This window comes from Stenotrophomonas sp., from assembly GCF_032103445.1.
Taxonomy (GTDB): Bacteria; Pseudomonadota; Gammaproteobacteria; order Xanthomonadales; family Xanthomonadaceae; genus Stenotrophomonas.
On record NZ_DAMDFR010000053.1, the window covers coordinates 1 to 19,302 of the forward strand.

Annotated in this window: 15 protein-coding genes; 9 read left to right on the forward strand and 6 right to left on the reverse strand. The window is 66.0% G+C overall.

The genetic code is table 11. The features are described 5' to 3' along the window. Window positions 1-154: 154 nt before the first annotated feature. Entirely contained in the window at window positions 155-709 is a 555-nt protein-coding gene (locus RT551_RS16085; protein ID WP_313460549.1) for an RNA polymerase sigma factor, read from the reverse strand. A gap of 208 nt (window positions 710-917) precedes the next feature. Here RT551_RS16085 and RT551_RS16090 point away from each other — a divergent pair, with 208 nt between their 5' ends. Further along, a complete protein-coding gene (locus RT551_RS16090; protein ID WP_313460517.1) occupies window positions 918-3,794 on the forward strand; it encodes an EAL domain-containing protein in 2,877 nt (958 codons plus the stop codon). Here the strand turns inward: RT551_RS16090 and RT551_RS16095 are convergent, their stop codons facing one another. Then, window positions 3,795-4,388 carry a TIGR00730 family Rossman fold protein gene (locus RT551_RS16095; RefSeq protein ID WP_282298118.1) on the reverse strand — a complete coding sequence of 198 codons (594 nt, stop codon included), beginning with the start codon at window positions 4,386-4,388 and terminating at the stop codon, window positions 3,795-3,797. A gap of 135 nt (window positions 4,389-4,523) precedes the next feature. Next, on the reverse strand, window positions 4,524-6,020 hold the full coding sequence (locus RT551_RS16100) for an aminotransferase class III-fold pyridoxal phosphate-dependent enzyme (RefSeq protein WP_313460519.1): 1,497 nt from the start codon (window positions 6,018-6,020) through the stop codon (window positions 4,524-4,526). Between the two features lie 203 nt (window positions 6,021-6,223). Between RT551_RS16100 and queA the strand changes: the two genes are divergently transcribed. From queA to fabV, 6 genes are all read left to right on the forward strand, one after another. After that, complete coding sequence (gene queA, locus RT551_RS16105) at window positions 6,224-7,291, forward strand: tRNA preQ1(34) S-adenosylmethionine ribosyltransferase-isomerase QueA (protein WP_313460520.1); 1,068 nt, start codon at window positions 6,224-6,226, stop codon at window positions 7,289-7,291. 144 nt (window positions 7,292-7,435) lie between these two features. Then, window positions 7,436-8,578 carry a tRNA guanosine(34) transglycosylase Tgt gene (tgt, locus tag RT551_RS16110; protein ID WP_313460522.1) on the forward strand — a complete coding sequence of 381 codons (1,143 nt, stop codon included), beginning with the start codon at window positions 7,436-7,438 and terminating at the stop codon, window positions 8,576-8,578. A gap of 137 nt (window positions 8,579-8,715) precedes the next feature. Then, entirely contained in the window at window positions 8,716-9,060 is a 345-nt protein-coding gene (yajC, locus tag RT551_RS16115; RefSeq protein ID WP_125361046.1) for a preprotein translocase subunit YajC, read from the forward strand. Window positions 9,061-9,120: 60 nt separating this feature from the next. Beyond that, window positions 9,121-10,974: a protein translocase subunit SecD gene (gene secD, locus RT551_RS16120; protein ID WP_313460524.1), complete on the forward strand. Its 1,854-nt coding sequence runs from the start codon at window positions 9,121-9,123 to the stop codon at window positions 10,972-10,974. A gap of 16 nt (window positions 10,975-10,990) precedes the next feature. Next, window positions 10,991-11,968, forward strand: a complete 978-nt coding sequence (gene secF / locus RT551_RS16125) for a protein translocase subunit SecF (protein ID WP_313460526.1) — start codon at window positions 10,991-10,993, stop codon at window positions 11,966-11,968. 171 nt (window positions 11,969-12,139) lie between these two features. After that, on the forward strand, window positions 12,140-13,399 hold the full coding sequence (gene fabV / locus RT551_RS16130) for an enoyl-ACP reductase FabV (protein WP_313460528.1): 1,260 nt from the start codon (window positions 12,140-12,142) through the stop codon (window positions 13,397-13,399). A gap of 498 nt (window positions 13,400-13,897) precedes the next feature. Here the strand turns inward: fabV and RT551_RS16135 are convergent, their stop codons facing one another. From RT551_RS16135 to RT551_RS16145, 3 genes are all read right to left on the reverse strand, one after another. After that, entirely contained in the window at window positions 13,898-15,967 is a 2,070-nt protein-coding gene (locus RT551_RS16135) for an EAL domain-containing protein (RefSeq protein WP_313460529.1), read from the reverse strand. Between the two features lie 91 nt (window positions 15,968-16,058). Beyond that, window positions 16,059-17,243: an NAD(P)/FAD-dependent oxidoreductase gene (locus tag RT551_RS16140; protein ID WP_313460531.1), complete on the reverse strand. Its 1,185-nt coding sequence runs from the start codon at window positions 17,241-17,243 to the stop codon at window positions 16,059-16,061. Between the two features lie 10 nt (window positions 17,244-17,253). Next, window positions 17,254-17,805, reverse strand: coding sequence for a YaeQ family protein (locus tag RT551_RS16145; RefSeq protein ID WP_313460533.1), 552 nt, complete (start codon window positions 17,803-17,805; stop codon window positions 17,254-17,256). Between the two features lie 42 nt (window positions 17,806-17,847). Here RT551_RS16145 and RT551_RS16150 point away from each other — a divergent pair, with 42 nt between their 5' ends. Both RT551_RS16150 and RT551_RS16155 read left to right on the forward strand, forming a co-directional pair. After that, the gene (locus RT551_RS16150; RefSeq protein ID WP_313460535.1) at window positions 17,848-18,756 is read left to right on the forward strand and encodes a pseudouridine synthase; all 909 of its coding nucleotides are present in this window, start codon (window positions 17,848-17,850) and stop codon (window positions 18,754-18,756) included. A gap of 311 nt (window positions 18,757-19,067) precedes the next feature. Continuing rightward, complete coding sequence (locus RT551_RS16155; protein WP_055769319.1) at window positions 19,068-19,277, forward strand: cold-shock protein; 210 nt, start codon at window positions 19,068-19,070, stop codon at window positions 19,275-19,277. Window positions 19,278-19,302: the final 25 nt, after the last annotated feature.

Genomic DNA, 19,302 nt, shown 5'->3' on the forward strand with positions numbered 1-19,302 from the left:
GCCTCTGCGGCGGCTGCCGGCGCGTCATCCCCCACCGCAGCACGGGCCGCGGCGAGCACGGCCTCGTCCACGCGCGGCGACGGCGCGCTGGTACCTGGCCGGCCCAGCAGACGGGCCAGTTCGCGTTCTTCCGGGGTCAGCGGTTCGGGGCGGTTCATGGGCTCAACTCCCCGCGCAGCTTGTCCATCGCGTAGCGCAGGCGCGACTTGACGGTTTCCCGGCCCACGCCGGTGATCTGCGCGATCTCTTCCAGGCTCAGCTCCTGTTCCAGCCGCAGCTGCAGCACCATGCGCTGGTCATCGGGCAGCTGCTCCATGGCCAGCTGCAGCCGGCGGCGCTGTTCGAACTCGGACAGCTGGGTTTCCGGCGTATGGCGGTCGCTCATGGCATTGACCCGGTCCTCGGCATCGACCGGGGCGGACGGGCGGTGACGTGCGGCGCGCCAATGGTCGTTGAGCCGATTGTGGGCGATGCGCAGCAGCCAGGTGGTGAAGGCCGCATCCGGCTGCCAGCCGGCACGCGCGGCGATTACCCGCTGCCAGACGTCCTGGAACAGTTCGTCGGCCAGCGCGCCATCGCGCAGCTGGCGCAGCAGGAAACTGTACAGGCGGCTGCGGTGGCGGGCGTACAGGGTCTCGAACGCGCGTACGTCGCCGGCGGCCCAGGCCTGCATCAGGGATTCATCGGTAGGCAGGGCAGCGGCGTCCACGGCGCACAGGGTAAGCGCTGAATGCGTGCGCGCATAGCCAGGGGGCGGGGACAGGACAGCGGACATGCGGGAAAGATCACGGCCAGGACACACGTAACAACGTATGGAAGAGCCTTTTGGGGTTATGGGCTTCCATTGCCCCCCGGCAGTCGCGCTATGCTCCGGGGCAGGGGAGGCACCGGGGCTCCGGTGTCAGAAAGAGAAGAACATGCTGTCCAGCCAGGTAGTCACGTCCGCAGGGCATCCCGAGCGTGGCGCGGTGGTGTCCACCGCGCTGGCGCGTACGTTGTGCGCCCTGTTGCCCGCGGGTAGCCGGCTGGCGCTGGGCTGGTCCGACGGTGCGCTCGGCGAAGGGGGCGTTGCCGCGCCTGATGGCGCTGTGCCGTTGGACGATCTGCCGGCGCTGCTGTTCGGCGCGCCGCTGCCGCGCGATACCACCCTGCGCCGCTGGCAGCATCATGGCGGCATGCTGGCGGTGCGCGCACACCTGGCCGGCGGCCACGCTCCGGATGACGCCTGGTGGCGGATGGCGCAGGCGGCGCTGCAGGACGCGCTGGTCATGGCCCGGCAGCGTGAACAGATCCTGTCGCTGGAAAACTCCAAGCGGTTGCAGCAGGCGTTGTACGAAATCGCCGACCTGGCGGGTGCCGATCTGGAAATGACCGACATGCTGCGGCATTTCCACCGCGTGCTGAACTCGCTGATGTACGCGCAGAACTGCTACATCGTCGAATACGACGACGTACGCCGGAGCATCCGGTTTCTGTATTTCGCCGACCAGCGCGACAGCTTCGTGGCCGACCCCGACCGCAGCTACGAAGAACATGAAATGCCGCGCAGCCTGACCTTCGCGCTGCTGCGCCATGGCAAGCCGCTGAGTGGGCCGTCCAACGAGCTGCTGGCCTCGCTGAGTGATGAAGTCGACCCGCGCCGGGGGCCGGAAAGCCTGGACTGGCTGGGTGTGCCGATGCTGCGCGACGGCCGCGTCTGCGGTGCCATCGTGGTACAGAGCTATGAGCACGGCGTGCGCTACAACGAAGCCGACCGCACGCTGCTGGGTTATGTGGCCCAGCACATCCTGACTGCCATGGACCGCCGCCAGGCGCAGGTACAGCTGGAGCGCCAGGTGGAACGGCGCACGGTGGAGCTGCAGCGCGCCAACCACAGCCTGCAGGACGAGGTGATCGAGCGGCGGCGTGCCGAGAAGCTGCAGCTGGCGCTGTTCAACATCGCCGAAATGGCGATGAGCGCTGAAACCCTGCATCAGTACTACCTGCAGGTGCATGGCGTGGTGGGCACCCTGCTGGATGCGCGAAATTTCTACATCGCGCTGGTCAATGAAGGTGGCACCGGTCTGGATTTCGTGTACTCGGTGGACGAGTACAACCCGGCGCGCCCGTCGCGTCCTTTCAGTCATGGCCTGACCGAATACATCGTGCGCAACCGGCAGCCGCTGCTGGCTTCGCGCGAGCATATCGATGCGCTGCGTGCGGCCGGACGTGTGCACGAGTTCGGTGCGCGCTCGCATTGCTGGTTGGGGGTGCCGCTGCTCAGCGACGACGAGGTCGTCGGGGTGATCGTGGTGCAGAGTTACTCGCCGGAGATCAGCTTTACCACGCACGACCAGCGCCTGCTGATGTTCGTGGCGCAGAACATCGGCAACGGCCTGGCGCGCCAGCGCAACCAGGAGCAGCTGCGGCTGGCCCACGCGGAGCTGGAAAAGCGGGTCGAAGAACGCACCCGCGAGCTTGCCGAAGTGAATGAGCAGCTGCTGGGTCAGATCGGCGAGCGCCTGCGCGCCGAACAGCGGCTGACCCATCAGGCGCTGCACGATGCACTGACCGGATTGCCCAACCGCGTACACCTGCTGGACCGGCTGGAGGATGCGATCAACCTGGCCCAGCTGCCGGGTGGACCTGCGTTTGCGGTGCTGTTCCTGGATCTGGACCGCTTCAAGCTGGTCAACGACAGCATCGGTCACGCCGCCGGCGACCAGATGCTGGTCGAGGTGGCGCGGCGGATCGTCTCCATGGTCGGCGGCAACGACCTTGTCGCGCGGCTTGGCGGTGACGAATTCGCCATTCTGCTGCAGTGCCCGGAGGGCCTGGAATCCGCACGCGAGTTTTCGCAGCGCATGCTGGCGGCACTGGAAGAATCCATGTGGGTGCAGGGGCGTGAACTGTTCCCTTCCGGCAGCCTGGGCATCGCGTTGTGGAGCCCGCGTTACCGTAATGCGGAAGAGCTGGTGCGCGACGCCGATGCTGCGATGTACCGGGCCAAGGCCCAGGGCAAGGACCGCTTCGCGGTGTTCGACGAAGCCATGCGCGAGGAAGCGCTGCGCAGCCTGGACCTGGAAGCCGACCTGCGCCGGGCGATCAACAATCGTGATTTCGTGCCGTACTACCAGCCGATCGTGCGCCTCAGCGACGGTGCGGTGATGGGCTATGAGGCACTGCTGCGCTGGCAGCACGAACGCCGTGGCCTGCTGCTGCCCAGCGCGTTCCTGGATCTGGGCGAGGAAAGCGGCCTGATCGAGCAGGTCGACTGGCTGTTGTACGAAGAGGTGATCGGGCAGCTGGCGCAGGGCGGTGAAGGGTATCTGTCGGTCAATGTGTCGCCGCGACACTTCCGCTCACCGGATTTCACCCCGCGTCTGTTCGGGCTGATCGAGGCCGCCGGAGCCGACCCGCGTCGCCTGCGCCTGGAAATCACCGAGGTGGCGCTGCTCGACGACGGCCCGCGCACGTTGCGGGTGTTGCAGACATTGCGCGAGCGTGGCGTGCTGGTGCAACTGGACGACTTCGGCACCGGGTTCTCGGCGCTGTCCTATCTGCATCGTTTCCCGATCTCCACGCTGAAGATCGACCAGAGCTTCATCGCCGGCCTGCACGGTCGTGACCTGCAGAGCACCTACGCGCTGGTGCAGGGCGTGCTGTCGCTGGCACGCACGCTGGGCATCGAAACGGTGGGCGAGGGCATTGAAAACGCCGCCCAGCGGCAGACCTTGCTGCAACTGGGCTGCGATTACGGGCAGGGCTACCTGCTGGGCCGCCCCGCGCCAATGGACGCGTTCGTCACCGGTTGATCAGCGCAACGCGGTGCGGCGCTTCTCGTCGATCCACTTCGAGGCCTGCGCCGGCTGATAGGCGCGCATCCAGTCCAGCATGGCGTCGATGTCCGAGCCGTACCAGAGGTCGGCGCGCTGGTCCGGATGCAGGAAGCGCTCTTCCACCATGCGATCGATCATGCCGATCAGCGGCGCATAGAAACCATCCACGTCCAGGAAGGCGCACGGCTTATTGCCGATGCCGAGCTGTCGCCAGGTCAGCATCTCGAAGATTTCTTCCATGGTGCCAAAACCACCCGGCAGGGCCACGAAGGCATCGGCCAGGTCGAACATGCGCGACTTGCGTTCATGCATGGAACCGACGATTTCCAGTTCGGTCAGGCCGCGGTGGGCCACTTCCCAGTCGGCCAGCTGCTGCGGGATGACCCCGGTCACTTCGCCGCCGCCGGCCAACACCGCATTGGCCACGGTGCCCATCAGCCCGACGTTGCCGCCGCCATAGACCAGGCGCAGGCCGTCGCGGGCGATGCGGTCGCCCAGCGCGATCGCGCGTTCGGTGTAGATGGGCTTGCTCCCGGCGTTGGAGCCACAGTAAACGCAAATCGACTTCATTGGATCTTCCTGTGTTCAAAAATGCTGCAGCGGAAACGAAAAAGCCCCGCCGTGAACGGCGGGGTGATTTCGGTGGTGCAGGCGCACATTATCGCACGATGTAGAGCCGGGCTTGCCCGGCTGTCGGTCACCCGTTCACGCGGCCTGCGACGCCTCCCGGCGCGGGCCTTCCTTCAACGCGCGTCCGACCAGCTGAACCAGCAGATCAAGCTCCTCGCTGTCCATGCCGAAGTGCGGCGTGAAGCGCAGCGAATTTTCGCCACCGTGAATGACGTTGACGCCATGATTGCGCAGCCATTCCTCGGTGGAGCCCGCTCCGTAGCACTTGAACTGCGGGGCCAGTTCACATGAGAACAGCAGGCCGGTGCCCTGCACCTTGGTGATCAGCCCGCCCAGCTCGGTCTTCAGCTGCTCGAGCTTGCGCACCGCTTCAGCCCCGCGTTCGCGGATGTTCTGGCGCACCTGCGGGGTCAGCAGGCCGAGCGTGGCGCAGGCCACGTCCAGCGCACGCGGATTGGAGGTCATGGTGTTGCCGTAGATGCCCTTGCGGTACAGCTGCGCGGCGTGCTCGGTCACCGCCAGCACCGACAGCGGGAACTGCGCGGCATTCAGGGCCTTGGAGTAGGTTTCCATATCGGGCGCGTCGACGCCTTCAAAGCCGGGGTAATCGACGATGGAAAGCACACCATGCGCGCGCAGGCCGGCCTGGATCGAGTCGATCAGCAGCAGGCTGCCGTGCTGGCGGGTCAGCTGGCGCGCCAGCGCGTAGAAGGCCGGTGGCACCGAGCGGCCCGGGTCGCCTTCGCCCATCACCGGCTCAAGGAACACCGCTTCGATGAACCAGCGCTGCTCGGCGGCATCGGCAAACACCTGCTTCAGCGCGGCCTCGTCGTACGGCGCAACGGTGATCACGCTGTCCTCGCCACGGTAGCTGGCCAGGTGCTGCATGTAGTTGCGGCGGCTGGAGTCGGAGTAGAGGGCGGGGCGGTCGGTGCGGCCATGGAAGCTGCCCTTGACCACCACGCGCTTGATCTTCGCACCGGCATGGCGGGCACCCGGGTCGGTCTGCAGCTTGGCATTGACGTCGGCGATGCGGGCAGCCAGGCCGACCGCTTCAGACCCGGAGTTCAGGCACATGAACCGGGCGTACGGGCAGCCACCGCGGCTGTGCCCGATTTCCTGGCGCAGCGCCTGGATGAAGCGGCGCTGGGACAGGTGCGGGGTCATGATGTTGGCCATCACCTGCGGCGCAGCCATTGCCTCCAGCACCGCCGGCGGGGTGTGCCCGAAGCCCAGCATGCCGTAGCCGCCGGCGTCATACAGCACCGCACCCTTCAACGTGACGACCCAGGCACCGCGAGCGGCGAGGGCCACATACGGGGTGACTGCGTCGTCGGCATAGAAATTGACGAAGCCGTCCTGCAGGGCGTCGATCTGGTCGCGCTCATCCAGCGCCAGCACGTCGTCCAGGCTGGCGCGGACGCGCTCGAATTCGGCGGCGGCGGCGTCCACGGCGGCCAGCAGCTGCGGGTGGCCGGTGGCCAGGCGCTCCAGGGTGGCGTCATCCAGGCCGGCGGTCAGGCGGGTGCCGGGCTGGGCGCGAAGCGGGGCGAGGCGTTCGATGAAGCTCATTGCAGATCTCCTGAAACAAATGGCGGCACGGCGCAAATGCAAAACGCGCGACCAGGCGCGCGCTTCGGGGCTCGTGCATCGGACTTCCGGCTCGATGCTAGCACGCGCTTTTTCGCGCGATAACCCCGTGGAAAACTGTTGCATAGCAGCATTTTGCGCGACGTTGCCAGCCACATGCATTGCCACCGGGAGCCAGTCGTACAATGCGCGACATTCTCGACCTGTTGCCGCACGCCGCCTTGAAGAAGTCCGATTTCCACTACGACCTGCCGCCTGAACTGATTGCCCAGGCCCCGCTCGCCGAGCGCTCGGCCAGCCGCCTGATGGTGGTGCCGGCGGCCCCGTCCGCGTTCGAGCACCGCCAGGTCCGTGACCTGCCGGACCTGCTGCAGCCGGGCGATCTGCTGGTGTTCAACGACACCCGGGTGATTCCGGCGCGTCTGTTCGGGCACAAGGCCAGCGGTGGCCGCGTGGAGATCCTGATCGAGCGTCTGCTCGGCGCGCAGCAGGCTCGCGCCCAGGTCGGGGCCAGCAAGTCGCCCAAGGCCGGCAGCCGGATCGCCCTGGACGCCGGCGGCGAGGCCGAGGTGCTGGGCCGCGACGGCGAGTTCTATGTGCTCCAGTTCCACGTGCCGGAAAGCCTGGAACAGTGGCTGCTGCACGCCGGCCGCCTGCCGCTGCCGCCGTACATCCAGCGCGAACCGGGCATGGATGATCGCGAGCGTTATCAGACGGTGTTTGCGCGCGAAGTTGGGGCGGTGGCTGCTCCGACGGCGGGCCTGCATTTCGACGAGGACCTGCTGGCGGCGCTGAAGGCGCGTGGCGTGAACAGCGGCCACGTCACCCTGCACGTGGGTGCGGGCACGTTCCAGCCGGTGCGGGTGGATGACCTGAAGGACCACGTGATGCACCGCGAGTGGCTGAACGTCGGGGCCGAACTGGTGCAGCAGGTGCGCCAGACCCGCGCCGCCGGTGGCCGCGTGATCGGTGTCGGCACCACGGTGGTGCGCGCGCTGGAAAGCGCCATGCGTGAAGGCGAGCTGCTGCCGTATGCCGGTGAAACCCAGATATTCATCACCCCGGGTTACCGCATCCGCAGCGTGGACGCGATGATCACCAATTTCCACCTGCCGGAAAGCACGCTGCTGATGATGATTTCGGCGTTCGCCGGGCAGGAGCGGGTGTTTGAGGCCTATGCGGCGGCGATTGCGGAGAAGTACCGGTTCTTCAGCTATGGCGATGCCATGCTGCTGTTCCCGCGGGGGGAATGACGGATCTGCGGCGGTTCAGCCGGGCAAGCCCGGCTCTACGGATCCCCGCGTAGTGACACGCCATGCGTGTCAACGTAACCCCGAACCGGGCGTATTGGGCAGATATGAGCGATAATCGGCAGCTATTTGCCTGATATCCGCTCCATGTCCCGACTCCAGTTCCAGCTCCAGACCACCGACGGCCGTGCCCGTCGCGGCCGCCTGACCTTCCCGCGCGGCACCGTGGAAACCCCGGCCTTCATGCCGGTGGGCACCTATGGCTCGGTCAAGGGCGTGCTGCCGGAGCAGATCCGGGCGCTGGGCGCGGAAATCATCCTCGGCAACACCTTCCACCTGTACCTGCGCCCGGGCCTGGACGTGATCGCCGACCACGGCGGCCTGCATGGCTTCGCGCGCTGGAATGGCCCGATCCTGACCGATTCCGGTGGCTTCCAGGTGTTCTCGCTGGCCCATCGCCGCAAGATCACCGAACAGGGGGTCACCTTTGCCTCGCCGACCGACGGGGCCAAGGTGTTCCTGGGCCCGGAAGAGAGCATGAAGATCCAGAAGGTGCTCGATTCGGACATCGTGATGATCTTCGACGAATGCACCCCGTACCCGGCCACCGAACAGGTGGCGCGCACCTCGATGGAGCTCAGCCTGCGCTGGGCCCAGCGCAGCCGCAATGCCCACGATGAACTGGGCAACGATGCGGCCCTGTTCGGCATCGTGCAGGGTGGGGTGCACCACGATCTGCGCACCCGCTCGGCGGAGGGCCTGCAGCAGATCGGCTTTGATGGCTACGCGATCGGCGGCCTGGCAGTGGGCGAGCCGGAGCACGAGCGCAACGCCATGCTCGATCATCTGAATCCGATCCTGCCGGCCGACCGCCCACGCTACCTGATGGGGGTGGGGCGTCCGGAAGACCTGGTGGAAGGCGTGGCCCGCGGCGTGGACATGTTCGATTGCGTCATGCCGACCCGCAACGCCCGCAACGGCCACTATTTCACCTCGTTTGGCACGGTGCGCATCCGCAACGCCCGATACGAGCGCGACATGGACACCATCGAACCGGGTTGCGGCTGCCATGCCTGCAGCAGCGGCTACACCCGGTCCTACCTGCGCCACCTGGACCGCTGCAATGAAATGCTGGCCCCGATGCTGGGCACCCTGCACAACCTGTACTACTACGAAAAACTGATGGCCGACATGCGCGCGGCCATCGCGGCGGGAACCTTCACCGCCTTCCGCGAGTCCTTCTACACGGCCCGGGGCATGGCCACGCCGCCGCTGGACCCGCAGGACTGACCCCGGGTGCCTTGAAGACCGTGCCAATTGGCCCAAGGAATAGCCACTGGGCCGTGGCATACTTCGCGGCTGACCCACCGTTTCGCGGCGACACCCTTCCCCCCGGGGCAGGGCGCCTCCCAACCCAAGGACACACAATGAACCTGCTCGCTTTCCTGATTCCCGCCGCCCACGCCCAAGCCGCCGGCGGCCAGCCGCAGGGCATGGGCCTGACCACGCTGCTGTTCCCGATCATCCTGATCGCGATCATGTACTTCCTGATGATCCGTCCGCAGATGAAGCGCCAGAAGGAACACAAGGCGATGCTGGACAAGATCAAGGTCGGTGACGAAGTGCTCACCAACGGCGGCATTGCCGGCGTGGTCACCAAGATCGGCGACAACTTCGTCACCATCGAAGTGGCGGACAACGTGAACATCCGCGTCCAGAAGGGCGCTGTCGGCAACGTGCTGCCCGCCGGCACCCTGAAGTCGGCCGTCTGATTTTCCTTTTTCCCAAGACCAACCGCGGTGCCGGGACTGGCACCGCGCAGGAACCTGGCAATGCTTGAATTCCCACGCTGGAAGTACGTCGTCATCCTGATCGTACTGGCGCTCAGCACTCTGTACGCGCTGCCCAACATCTACCAGAAGGACGCCGCCGTCCAGATCACCGCCAACCGTGGCGGGCAGGTCGACGACGCGCTGCGCGATCGCGTGCTGGCCGACCTGAAGCAGGCCGGCATCAGCACCATCGGTGCCGAAAAGGAAGGTGAGAGCCTGATCGTCCGTCTGCCCGACCTGAAGACCCAGGCTGCGGCCAGCGACCTGCTGCGCGACAGCGTGGGCGAGAACTACACGGTGGCGCTGAACCTGGCCTCCACCGTGCCGGACTGGCTGGCCAAGCTGGGCGGTCGTCCGATGACGCTGGGCCTGGACCTGCAGGGCGGTGTGCACTTCGTGCTGCAGGTGGACCAGAAGGCCGCGCTGGACAAGCGCATGGACGCCTACGCCGAAGACGTGCGTACCAGCCTGCGCGATGCCCGCATCCCGTACCAGTCGGTCGAGCGCCGCCCGGACAACACCATTGCCGCGGTGATCAGCCCGTCGGCGGGTGCCGATGTGGTCGAAAAAGCCCGCCAGCTGCTGGCCAAGGCCCAGCCGACCCTGGGCTACGACGTCGCCGGTAACCGCATCACCGTCAGCGTGCCGGAAACCGAGCTGACCACCATTGCCAACGGCGCGATCGAGCAGAACATCAACACCCTGCGCAATCGTGTGAACCAGCTCGGTGTGGCCGAGCCGATCATCCAGCGCCAGGGTGCCGACCGCGTGGTCGTGCAGCTGCCGGGCGTGCAGGACACGGCCGAAGCCAAGCGCATGATCGGTGCCACCGCCACCCTGGAATACCGCGCGGTGGTTGACGGCAACGCGCAGGACGCCATCGATACCGGTCGTATCCCGCCGGAAGCCAAGGTGTTCCAGCAGCGCAACGGCCGTGGCCCGATCCTGCTGAACAAGCGCGTGATCGTCACCGGTGACCAGATGGTCGCCGCCCAGGCCACCACCGACCAGAACGGTGCTGCGGCGGTCAGCGTGACCCTGAACGCCGTCGGCGGCCAGCGCATGTTCGACTTCACCAGCGCCAACGTGAACAAGCCGATGGCGGTGGTCTACACCGAGCGCGTGCCGACCGTCACCATCGTTGATGGCCAGGAAGTGCGCGGTTTCAAGGTCAACGAGGAAGTGATCTCGGTGGCCAACATCAACGGCGTGTTCGGCAAGCAGTTCCAGACCACCGGCCTGGAGAAGAAGGAAGCCGAGGACCTGGCCAAGCTGCTCAAGTCCGGTTCGCTGGCGGCACCGATGGACTTCGTCGAAGAGCGCGTGGTCGGTCCCAGCCTGGGTGCCGAGAACGTCGAGCGCGGCATCACCGCCGTGGTCTACGCCTTCCTGTTCACCCTGGTGTTCTTCACCGTGTACTACCGCATGTTCGGCCTGATCACCTCGGTGGCGATGCTGTTCAACCTGCTGATCGTGGTTGCCGTGATGTCGCTGTTCGGGGCCACCATGACCCTGCCGGGCTTCGCCGGTCTGGCGCTGTCGGTGGGCCTGTCGGTCGACGCCAACGTGCTGATCAACGAGCGCATCCGTGAGGAGCTGCGTGCCGGCGTACCGGGCAAGACCGCCATCGTCACCGGTTACGAGCGCGCCAGTGGCACCATCCTCGACGCCAACCTGACCGGCCTGATCGTGGGCGTGGCGCTGTTCGCCTTCGGCACCGGCCCGCTGAAGGGCTTCGCGCTGACCATGATCATCGGTATCTTCGCTTCGATGTTCACGGCGATCACCGTATCGCGCGCCCTGGCGACGCTGATCTACGGCCGTCGCAAGAAGCTCCAGAACGTGGCCATCTGACGGGACGACACGCACAATGAAACTGTTTCCGCTGCACATCCTCCCGAACGACACCAAGATCGACTTCATGCGCTGGCGCCATGTCGCCATGGCGGTCACGATCGCGGTGTTCCTGGCCTCGGTCGCCATCATCGGCGTCAAGGGCTTCACCTTCGCCCTGGACTTCACCGGCGGCACCCTGATCGAAGCCCGCTTCGACAAGCAGGTGGACGTTGAACAGGTCCGTTCGAAGCTGGAATCCAATGGCTTTGAAAATGCCCAGGTGCAGAGCTTCGGTGGCAACACCGACCTGCTGATCCGCCTGGCTCCGCACGGTGCCCATGACCCGGGTGCCGAAGGGGCGGCCCAGGACAAGGCCACCGGCGACGCCGTGCTCAAGGCGATCACCACGGCTGAGAATCCGGCCACCATCCTGCGCAACGAGTACGTCGGCCCGCAGATCGGCAAGGATCTGGCCCTGAACGGGCTGTACGCCACGGTGTTCATGCTGGTCGGCTTCCTGATCTACATCGGCTTCCGGTTTGAATGGAAGTTCGCGGTCACCGCCAGCCTCGTGGCCCTGTTCGACCTGCTGGTCACGTTGGCCTACATGTCGCTGATGGGACGCGAGTTCGACCTGAACCTGCTGGCCGGTCTGTTGTCGGTGATGGGCTTCGCGATCAACGACATCATCGTGGTGTTCGACCGCGTCCGTGAAAACTTCCGCAGCCTGCGCGTGGAACCGCTGGAAGTGCTGAACCGCTCGATCAACCAGACGCTGTCGCGTACGGTGATCACCGCGGTGATGTTCTTCCTGTCGGCGCTGGCGCTGTACCTGTACGGCGGTGCGTCGCTGGAAGGCCTGGCCGAAACCCACATGGTCGGTGCGGTGATCGTGGTGGTGTCTTCGATCCTGGTGGCCGTGCCGATGCTGACGATTGGCTTCCTGCGCGTCAGCAAGCAGGATCTGCTGCCGAAGGCGAAGGACGTGGAAGCGCTCGCGCGCAGGCCGTGACGTGTTGCCGGGCATGGCCCGGCACTATCGATGTGATGAGGAAGCGCCGGGCTCTGCCCGGCGTTTCTTTTTTCCGTACTGGGGCGTTGGTTGTGCGGGGGCGTCGGGGGCACTACGATTTCGGGGTTGCGCGGCTGCTCATGCGGCCGCTCCGTTTCCCTCGAGGTGTTCATGGTCATCAAACCGCGCGTTCGCGGCTTCATCTGCGTTACCACCCATCCGGCCGGCTGCGATGCAGCGGTGAAGCAGCAGATCGACTACATCAAGGCGCAGCCGAAGCTGCCCAACGGCCCCAAGCGCGTGCTGGTGCTGGGTGCGTCCACCGGCTACGGCCTGGCCGCGCGCATCACGGCCGCGTTCGGCAGTGGCGCAGCGACGCTGGGTGTGTTCTTCGAACGCCCGGGTACCGACAGCAAGCCGGGTACGGCGGGCTGGTACAACTCGGCGGCCTTCCACAAGTACGCGGAACAGGCCGGCCTGTACGCGAAGAGCGTGAACGGCGATGCGTTCTCCGATGAGGTGAAAGCGAAGGTCATCGAGCTGATCAAGCAGGATCTGGGTCAGGTCGACCAGGTGGTGTACAGCCTGGCCGCGCCGCGCCGCAAGCACCCGCGCACCGGCGAAGTGATCAGCTCCACGCTCAAGCCGATCGGCGAGCCGATCACCCTGCGTGGCCTGGATACCGACAAGGAAGTGCTGACCGAAACCACGCTGCAGCCGGCGACCGCGGAAGAGATCGCGGGCACCGTGGCGGTGATGGGTGGTGAAGACTGGCAGATGTGGATCGACGCGCTGCTGGAAGCCGGCGTGCTGGCTGACGGTGCGACCACCACGGCCTTCACCTATGTGGGCGAGGAGATCACCCAGGCGATCTACTGGAACGGATCGATTGGCGCGGCCAAGAAAGACCTGGACGAAAAGGTGCTTGGCCTGCGCGAGAAGCTGCAGAAGATCGGCGGCGATGCCCGCGTGTCGGTGCTGAAGGCGGTGGTGACCCAGGCCAGCTCGGCCATTCCGACCATGCCGCTGTACCTGTCGCTGCTGTTCAAGGTGATGAAGGAACGCGGCACGCACGAAGGCTGCATCGAGCAGCTGGATACGCTGTACGACATCGTCTACGGCGGCAAGGACACCGGCACCGCCACCGAGCGCCTGCGTCACCAGCTGCTGGCCGACGGCCGCACGGTGGAACTGGTGGACGAAGCCGGCCGCCTGCGCGCGGACTACAAGGAAATGGCCCCGGACGTCCAGGCCGAAGTGCTGAAGCTGTGGCCGCAGGTGACCAACGAGAACCTGTACGAGATCAGCGACCTGGCCGGCTACAAGGCCGACTTCCTGCGTCTGTTCGGCTTCGGCGTCGAAGGCGTGGATTACGACGCGGACGTGGCAACCGATGTCGCGATCCCGAATCTGGTCGATCTGACCGGCTGATCGTTTTTCGTAGAGCCGGGCTTGCCCGGCTGCTGTTGGTTTTGGGCGAACAGCCGGTTTTCACGGGTATCCGTGTTTGGGCCGGTCGGGGTGGGTTTGCGGGACACGCCGTAAACCCATCCATGGGGGCTCGTAGAAAACATCCATGTTTTCTACGGTCCCGCAAACCCACCCCGACCGGCCCCCGACAGATCGTCGGTGGCCATCGAAAAATCAAAATCAACGGCAATGGCCTCCGGATGTGCTATCGCTGACACGCATGGCGTGTCACTACGCGGGACACATTGAAACGGCCGTTGCTGTTGCCGTTCGCGCCGCATCGCGCGATGCATGACAGGGGAGGCCGACAGGTAGCCCCTGGAGCGACCGTCAAAAACATGGATGTTTTTGACGAGCCTACAAGGATGTATTTACGGCGTGTCGCGGAACGGGGCTGCCTGTTGGCCTCCCCGACACGTAGCAACCGAAGCGCTGCTCTTCGCGCAAAAAATCAAACCACTACGCAAAGTCAAAGTTCATCGCAGGCCCAGCAGGCCCCACGAACTCACCTTGCACGTAATCCACGCCGGCACTGAACAGCAGGCTCATCGAATTGGCATCCGCCACGAACTCGGCCAGGGTGCGGATGTTCGCTTCCTGCGCGCGTGCGGTGATCTCGCTGATCTTGTCCGCATGCTCGCGGGTGCGCGCGAAATCGCTGGTGAAGTCGCGGTCCAGCTTGAGGAACTGCGGCTGGAAGTGCGCCAGCAGCTGGAACGAATCCAGACCCGAACCGAACTGCTCCAGACCGATGCGGATGCCCAGCGGTGCCACATCGGCCAGGAACTGCTGCGCGTTGCGCAGGTGGGTGAACACCTTCGCTTCAGGCGCATGCAGCCACAGGCGTTCGCCCGGCACATTGTGCGCAGCCAGCTCGCGGCGCAGCGTCGCCACCATCTGCGGGTCGTTGAACGATTCCGGAGTGATCTTCACCATCATGTGCGTGGCGTGGCCCGCGCGTGCGCGCTCGCCCAGCACGCTGATCGCATGCGCCACCACCCAGCGGTTGATGTCCGCCAGCAGGCCATGTTCCTCGGCAATGCCCAGGAAAGCCGTCGGGCTGAGCAGTTCGCCGTTGTTGTCCAGGCGCAGGTAGGCTTCGTACAGCTCCAGCGGCTCGCCCTGCAGATTCAGCACCGGCTGGTAATGCAGCTGGAAGCCTTCGCCGGCCAGCGCTTCCTTGATCCGCGCCACCCAGCGCTGCACGCGCTCTTCTTCCACCCGGTCCACGGCGGCCGGATCGAAGATGCGGCTGGTATTGCCCAGCTCCGATGCGGCCTGCTGGCATTCGGTGGCACGTGCCAGCACCTGGCCGATGCTGGCAATCTTCTCGCCCACCTGCACGCCACCAATGCTGACCGTCACCGTTGCCGAACGCTCGCCGATGCTGAACACCTGCGCGGCGAAGGCCTCGCGGATGCGGTCGGCCAGGGCCTCGGTTTCGGCGTAGGCACCTTCCATCAACACCGCGAAGCTGTGCTCGCCAAAGCGGGCCACCTGGGCCTTGTCGCCCACCGCGTCGGCCAGCACCCGGCCCAGCGCGGCAATCAGTGCATCGGCCGAGTCCAGGCCGATGTCCGGCAGCAGCCGTGCGTAGTGGTCCGGCTCGACCAGCAGCAGGCCGAAGCGGCCTTCGCTGCGACCGGCCTGGGCCACCGCGTTCTCCACGTGCACCATGAAGGTCGGGCGGTTGAGCAGACCCGTGACCTGGTCGCGCTGACGCAGATCTTCGACTTCGCGGGCCAGCTCCGTGTCCAGTTCCATGCGGCGGCGGAATACCACCTGCAGGCAGGATTCGCCTTCATAGGTGGCCGGGGTGAATTCCATGGTGGCGGCGAAGATCGCGCCATCCTGGTTGCGTGCGTCCACCTGGTACTGCGGCGGCGGCGCTTCGCCCTTGCTCAGTGACTTCAGCAGCTGCTTGAAGCCGTCCACGTGCTGCGGGGCGACCATGTCCAGCAGTGAGATGCCTTCCACGTCCTCGAACGACTCGAACCCGAACATCTCCAGGTAGGCTTCGTTGGCGCGGATGTGCATGCCTTCGTGGACATAGGCGATGGGGTCGCGCGAGGACGAGATCAGCGCGTCGCAGCGGCGCTCGGTCTCGCGCATCTGCGCTTCGATCCGGCGCAGCCCGCGACGGGCGTGCAGGTCGGTCCATTCGTTGCGCACCACCGCCAGCAGATGCTCGGGGCGGTGGCGCAAGGTCACCGCGCGGAAACCGTTGGCGCTGGCCTCGACCCATTCGCTTTCGTTGACCGCTTCGGCCAGCAGGATCATCGGGATGTCCTTGCCGCTGGCCGCGATCTGCTGGGTCACCTGCAGCAGCGGGATGCTCTGCGCGGGGGCCGCCAGCACCAGGTCGATCGGCTGGCTGCCGATGATCTGCGCCAGCTCCTCGTTGTTCTGCGGCCGCGCCGGGCGGACCGCGATGCCGCTGTTGCGCAGCGTGCTGACAATGGTCTCGGCGTTCTCGCCGCTGTCGTCCACGATCAGCAGGCGGACGGTGATGTCGTTTGCGTTCTGCATTCACTACTCCCCGAAGTGCCATCTTGATACACGATGCGCGCCGCGACGTCCATGCCAGTGCATCACCGGCGTTCGCGGACTGTGAGCGCGGTTACACCACCAGGCCCGCCGCGCGGCCACTGGCCCAGGCCCACTGGAAGTTGTAACCGCCCAGCCAGCCGGTCACATCCAGCACCTCGCCCACGAAATGCAGGCCCGGCACCAGCTGCGACTCAAAGGTACTGGAGGAGACCCGGCGTGTGTCCACGCCCCCCAGGGTCACCTCGGCCGTACGGTACCCCTCCGTGCCGCTGGCCACCAGCGGGAAGTCCTGCAGCAGGGCGGCGGCCTGACGCAGTTCGCGCTCGTCGATCTGCTTCACCGGGCGGTCGGGCAGCCAGTGCTCGCACAGGCGCAGCGCCAACCGGCGCGGCAGCACTTCCGACAACACCGTGCGCAGCTCCGCTGAACCGCGCTCGCGTTTCATGCTGCGCAGCCATTCCTCGGCATCCTGACCCGGCAGCAGGTCCAGGCGCAGGTCGTCGCCGGGCTGCCAGAACGACGAGATCTGCAGGATCGCCGGGCCGCTGATGCCGCGATGGGTGATCAGCAGCGAATTGCGGAACTCCACGTCGTTGCAGCGCGCCACCACCGGCAGGGCGACCCCGCTGAGGTCGGCAAAGCGCTCCTGGTGCTTGCCGCTCAGGGTCAGCGGCACCAGCCCTGCACGGGTGGGCAGCACCTCATGGCCGAACTGGCGGGCCAGCTCGTAGCCGAAGCCGGTCGCCCCCAGGCTGGGAATGGACAAGCCGCCAGTGGCCACCACCAGCGAGGCGGCGTGGAAATGACCCTGCGCGGTGTGCACGTGGAAGCCGTCCGCGCCGCGCTCGACGCGGGTCACCGCGCAGTCAGTGCGGATCTGCACGCCTGCGGCCTGGCACTCGTCGACCAGCATGCGCACGATCTGCTTGGACGAAATGTCGCAGAACAGCTGGCCCAGCTCTTTTTCGTGATACGCAATGCCGTGCCGCTCGACCATGCCGATGAACTCCCACGGCGTGTAGCGGGCGAGGGCGGACTTGCAGAAATGCGGGTTGGCCGACAGGAAGTTGGCCGGGGTGGTGCCGGTGTTGGTGAAGTTGCAGCGGCCACCACCGGACATCAGGATCTTCTTGCCCACCTTGTTGGCGTGGTCGATCACCTGCACGATGCGGCCGCGCTGGCCAGCGGTCAGCGCACACATCAGGCCGGCCGCACCGGCCCCGATCACCAGGACATCGCAGCGGATCGTGCTCATGCCCGGCTGCTCACGCCTGCGGCTTGGGCTTGCGCCAGGTCGGAATCACGCTGAGCTCGGCGCTGTCGGACATCAGCTGCACTTCACCATCCTGGATCAGCACGGTCCAGCGCATGCTGCGCTCGATCTTTGCGCCCCACTGCTCGACGAATTCGCCCGGCAGGTCCATGACCTCCAGCGACTTCAGTTTGTTCAGTGCCGAGGCGTTGCGTTCCCACCAGATATCCGCGGCACGGCCGCCATAGGTGATCAGCTGCACCGCGCTGGCACGGCCGGCCGCTTTGCGCAGGCGTGACTCGTCCGGCTGGCCGAGGTCGATCCAGCGCTCGATCGCCCCGGTGTAGTCCTGCTTCCACAGGTCCGGCTCGTCATCGGTGCTCAGTCCGCGGCCGAACTCCAGCCGGTCTTCCGCGTTCAGGGCGAAGGCCAGCAGCCGCACCATCAGACGTTCGTCGGTCTCGGAGGGGTGCTGGGCCAGGGTCAGGTTGTGGCTGGCGTAGTAGCCGCGGTCCATGTCGCTGATCTGCAGCTCGGCCTTGCGGATGGTGGCGGTGAGGGCCATGGGGGTACCGTAAACAAAGAGCGCCATGATAATGCGTGGGTCATGCACACGTCCGATTCCCTGTTCGATCCGCTGGCGGCAAGCCGGCTGCAGCTGGCCGCCGGCCCCTGGGAGTGCCTGCTGGACGGGCTGTGTGTGCGCTTTCCGAGGATTGACCGCGCGCAATGGCTGGACCGCTTCGCGCGCGGACGGGTCCAGGACGCGCAGGGCAGGGCACTGGCGGCGACCGATCCCTGGCAGGTCGGGCTGGAGATCCGGTATTACCGTGAGGTGGCCGATGAGCCCGTCGTCGGTGGCATAGAGTCCATCGTCCACATCGACGAGGACCTGCTGGTGGCCGACAAGCCGCATTTCCTCCCGGTGACCCCGGCCGGCGCGTACGTCCGTGAGACCCTGCTGGCCCGGCTGGTGGCGCGGACGGGCAACCGCGATCTGGTGCCGCTGCACCGGTTGGACCGTCTCACCGCCGGTCTGGTGCTGTTCTCGACCCGCCCCGCCAGCCGCGATGCCTACCAGCGGTTGTTCCGCGAACGCCGCATCCAGAAGGTGTACGAGGCGTTGGCCCCGCCCTTGCCCGGGCAGGTGTTTCCGCTGGAGCGGCACAGCCGGCTGGTGCCCGGGGAGCCGTTCTTCCGCATGGCCGAAGCCGCCGGCTCCCCGAATGCCAGCACCCGCATCGAGCTGATCGAAAGCCAGGGGCATGTCTGGCGCTACCGGCTGCACCCGCACAGCGGCCGCAAGCATCAGCTGCGGGTGCACATGGCCGCGTTGGGGGCACCGATCCTCGGGGATGACCTGTACCCGGCGCTGCGCGGGCCATCCGCGGCCGGGCCGCAGCCGTTGCAGCTGCTGGCCCAGGGTCTGGCGTTCGCCGACCCGCTCAGTGGGCGGCCGCGCGCCTTCACATCGGGGCTGCGACTGCCTGCTTCGGCCGAAATTGCTGAATCTTGAATCATGAATTTGGCCGAAGTTCAGCTAGGAAAAATCTGAATACGGGGTCGGAAAACTTGCAGATCCGCGCAAATCCTTGTCCCGTCTAGGATGAGGCGGATATGGCTGAATGTCGCACCTATCGCTTTTTCCCGAAAACACGCGTATCGTCACCCCCACTGTGTTTGCTAGGGTCACCGTGAATCGTGGCCTGGTGCAGTTGATCTCACGATCCGCTCATCGATCCGCTTTACCAACGCCTGCAACTCAGTCTCGGCTCCCACTCCTCGGGTGGCCGCGATTATTTCAACTATTGTTTCAGGAGTTAGTAAATGTCTGAGCGTCAGACCGGCACCGTCAAGTGGTTCAACGATGCCAAGGGCTTCGGCTTCATCACCCCGGAAAGCGGCCCGGACCTGTTCGTGCACTTCCGCGCCATCCAGGGCACCGGCTTCAAGTCGCTGCAGGAAGGCCAGAAGGTCACCTTCGTCGCCGTGCAGGGCCAGAAGGGCATGCAGGCTGACCAGGTGCAGGCGGTCTAATCGACCCCTGCTGCCGAAAGGTTGC

Bases quoted from the DNA above. Each gene is read 5' to 3' on its own strand.
- RT551_RS16090 (WP_313460517.1), top strand. From the start codon at position 918: ATGCTGTCCAGCCAGGTAGTCACGTCCGCAGGGCATCCCGAGCGTGGC.
- RT551_RS16095 (WP_282298118.1), bottom strand. From the start codon at position 4,388: ATGAAGTCGATTTGCGTTTACTGTGGCTCCAACGCCGGGAGCAAGCCC.
- RT551_RS16100 (WP_313460519.1), bottom strand. From the start codon at position 6,020: ATGAGCTTCATCGAACGCCTCGCCCCGCTTCGCGCCCAGCCCGGCACC.
- queA (WP_313460520.1), top strand. From the start codon at position 6,224: ATGCGCGACATTCTCGACCTGTTGCCGCACGCCGCCTTGAAGAAGTCC.
- tgt (WP_313460522.1), top strand. From the start codon at position 7,436: ATGTCCCGACTCCAGTTCCAGCTCCAGACCACCGACGGCCGTGCCCGT.
- yajC (WP_125361046.1), top strand. From the start codon at position 8,716: ATGAACCTGCTCGCTTTCCTGATTCCCGCCGCCCACGCCCAAGCCGCC.
- secD (WP_313460524.1), top strand. From the start codon at position 9,121: ATGCTTGAATTCCCACGCTGGAAGTACGTCGTCATCCTGATCGTACTG.
- secF (WP_313460526.1), top strand. From the start codon at position 10,991: ATGAAACTGTTTCCGCTGCACATCCTCCCGAACGACACCAAGATCGAC.
- fabV (WP_313460528.1), top strand. From the start codon at position 12,140: ATGGTCATCAAACCGCGCGTTCGCGGCTTCATCTGCGTTACCACCCAT.
- RT551_RS16135 (WP_313460529.1), bottom strand. From the start codon at position 15,967: ATGCAGAACGCAAACGACATCACCGTCCGCCTGCTGATCGTGGACGAC.
- RT551_RS16140 (WP_313460531.1), bottom strand. From the start codon at position 17,243: ATGAGCACGATCCGCTGCGATGTCCTGGTGATCGGGGCCGGTGCGGCC.
- RT551_RS16145 (WP_313460533.1), bottom strand. From the start codon at position 17,805: ATGGCCCTCACCGCCACCATCCGCAAGGCCGAGCTGCAGATCAGCGAC.
- RT551_RS16150 (WP_313460535.1), top strand. From the start codon at position 17,848: ATGCACACGTCCGATTCCCTGTTCGATCCGCTGGCGGCAAGCCGGCTG.
- RT551_RS16155 (WP_055769319.1), top strand. From the start codon at position 19,068: ATGTCTGAGCGTCAGACCGGCACCGTCAAGTGGTTCAACGATGCCAAG.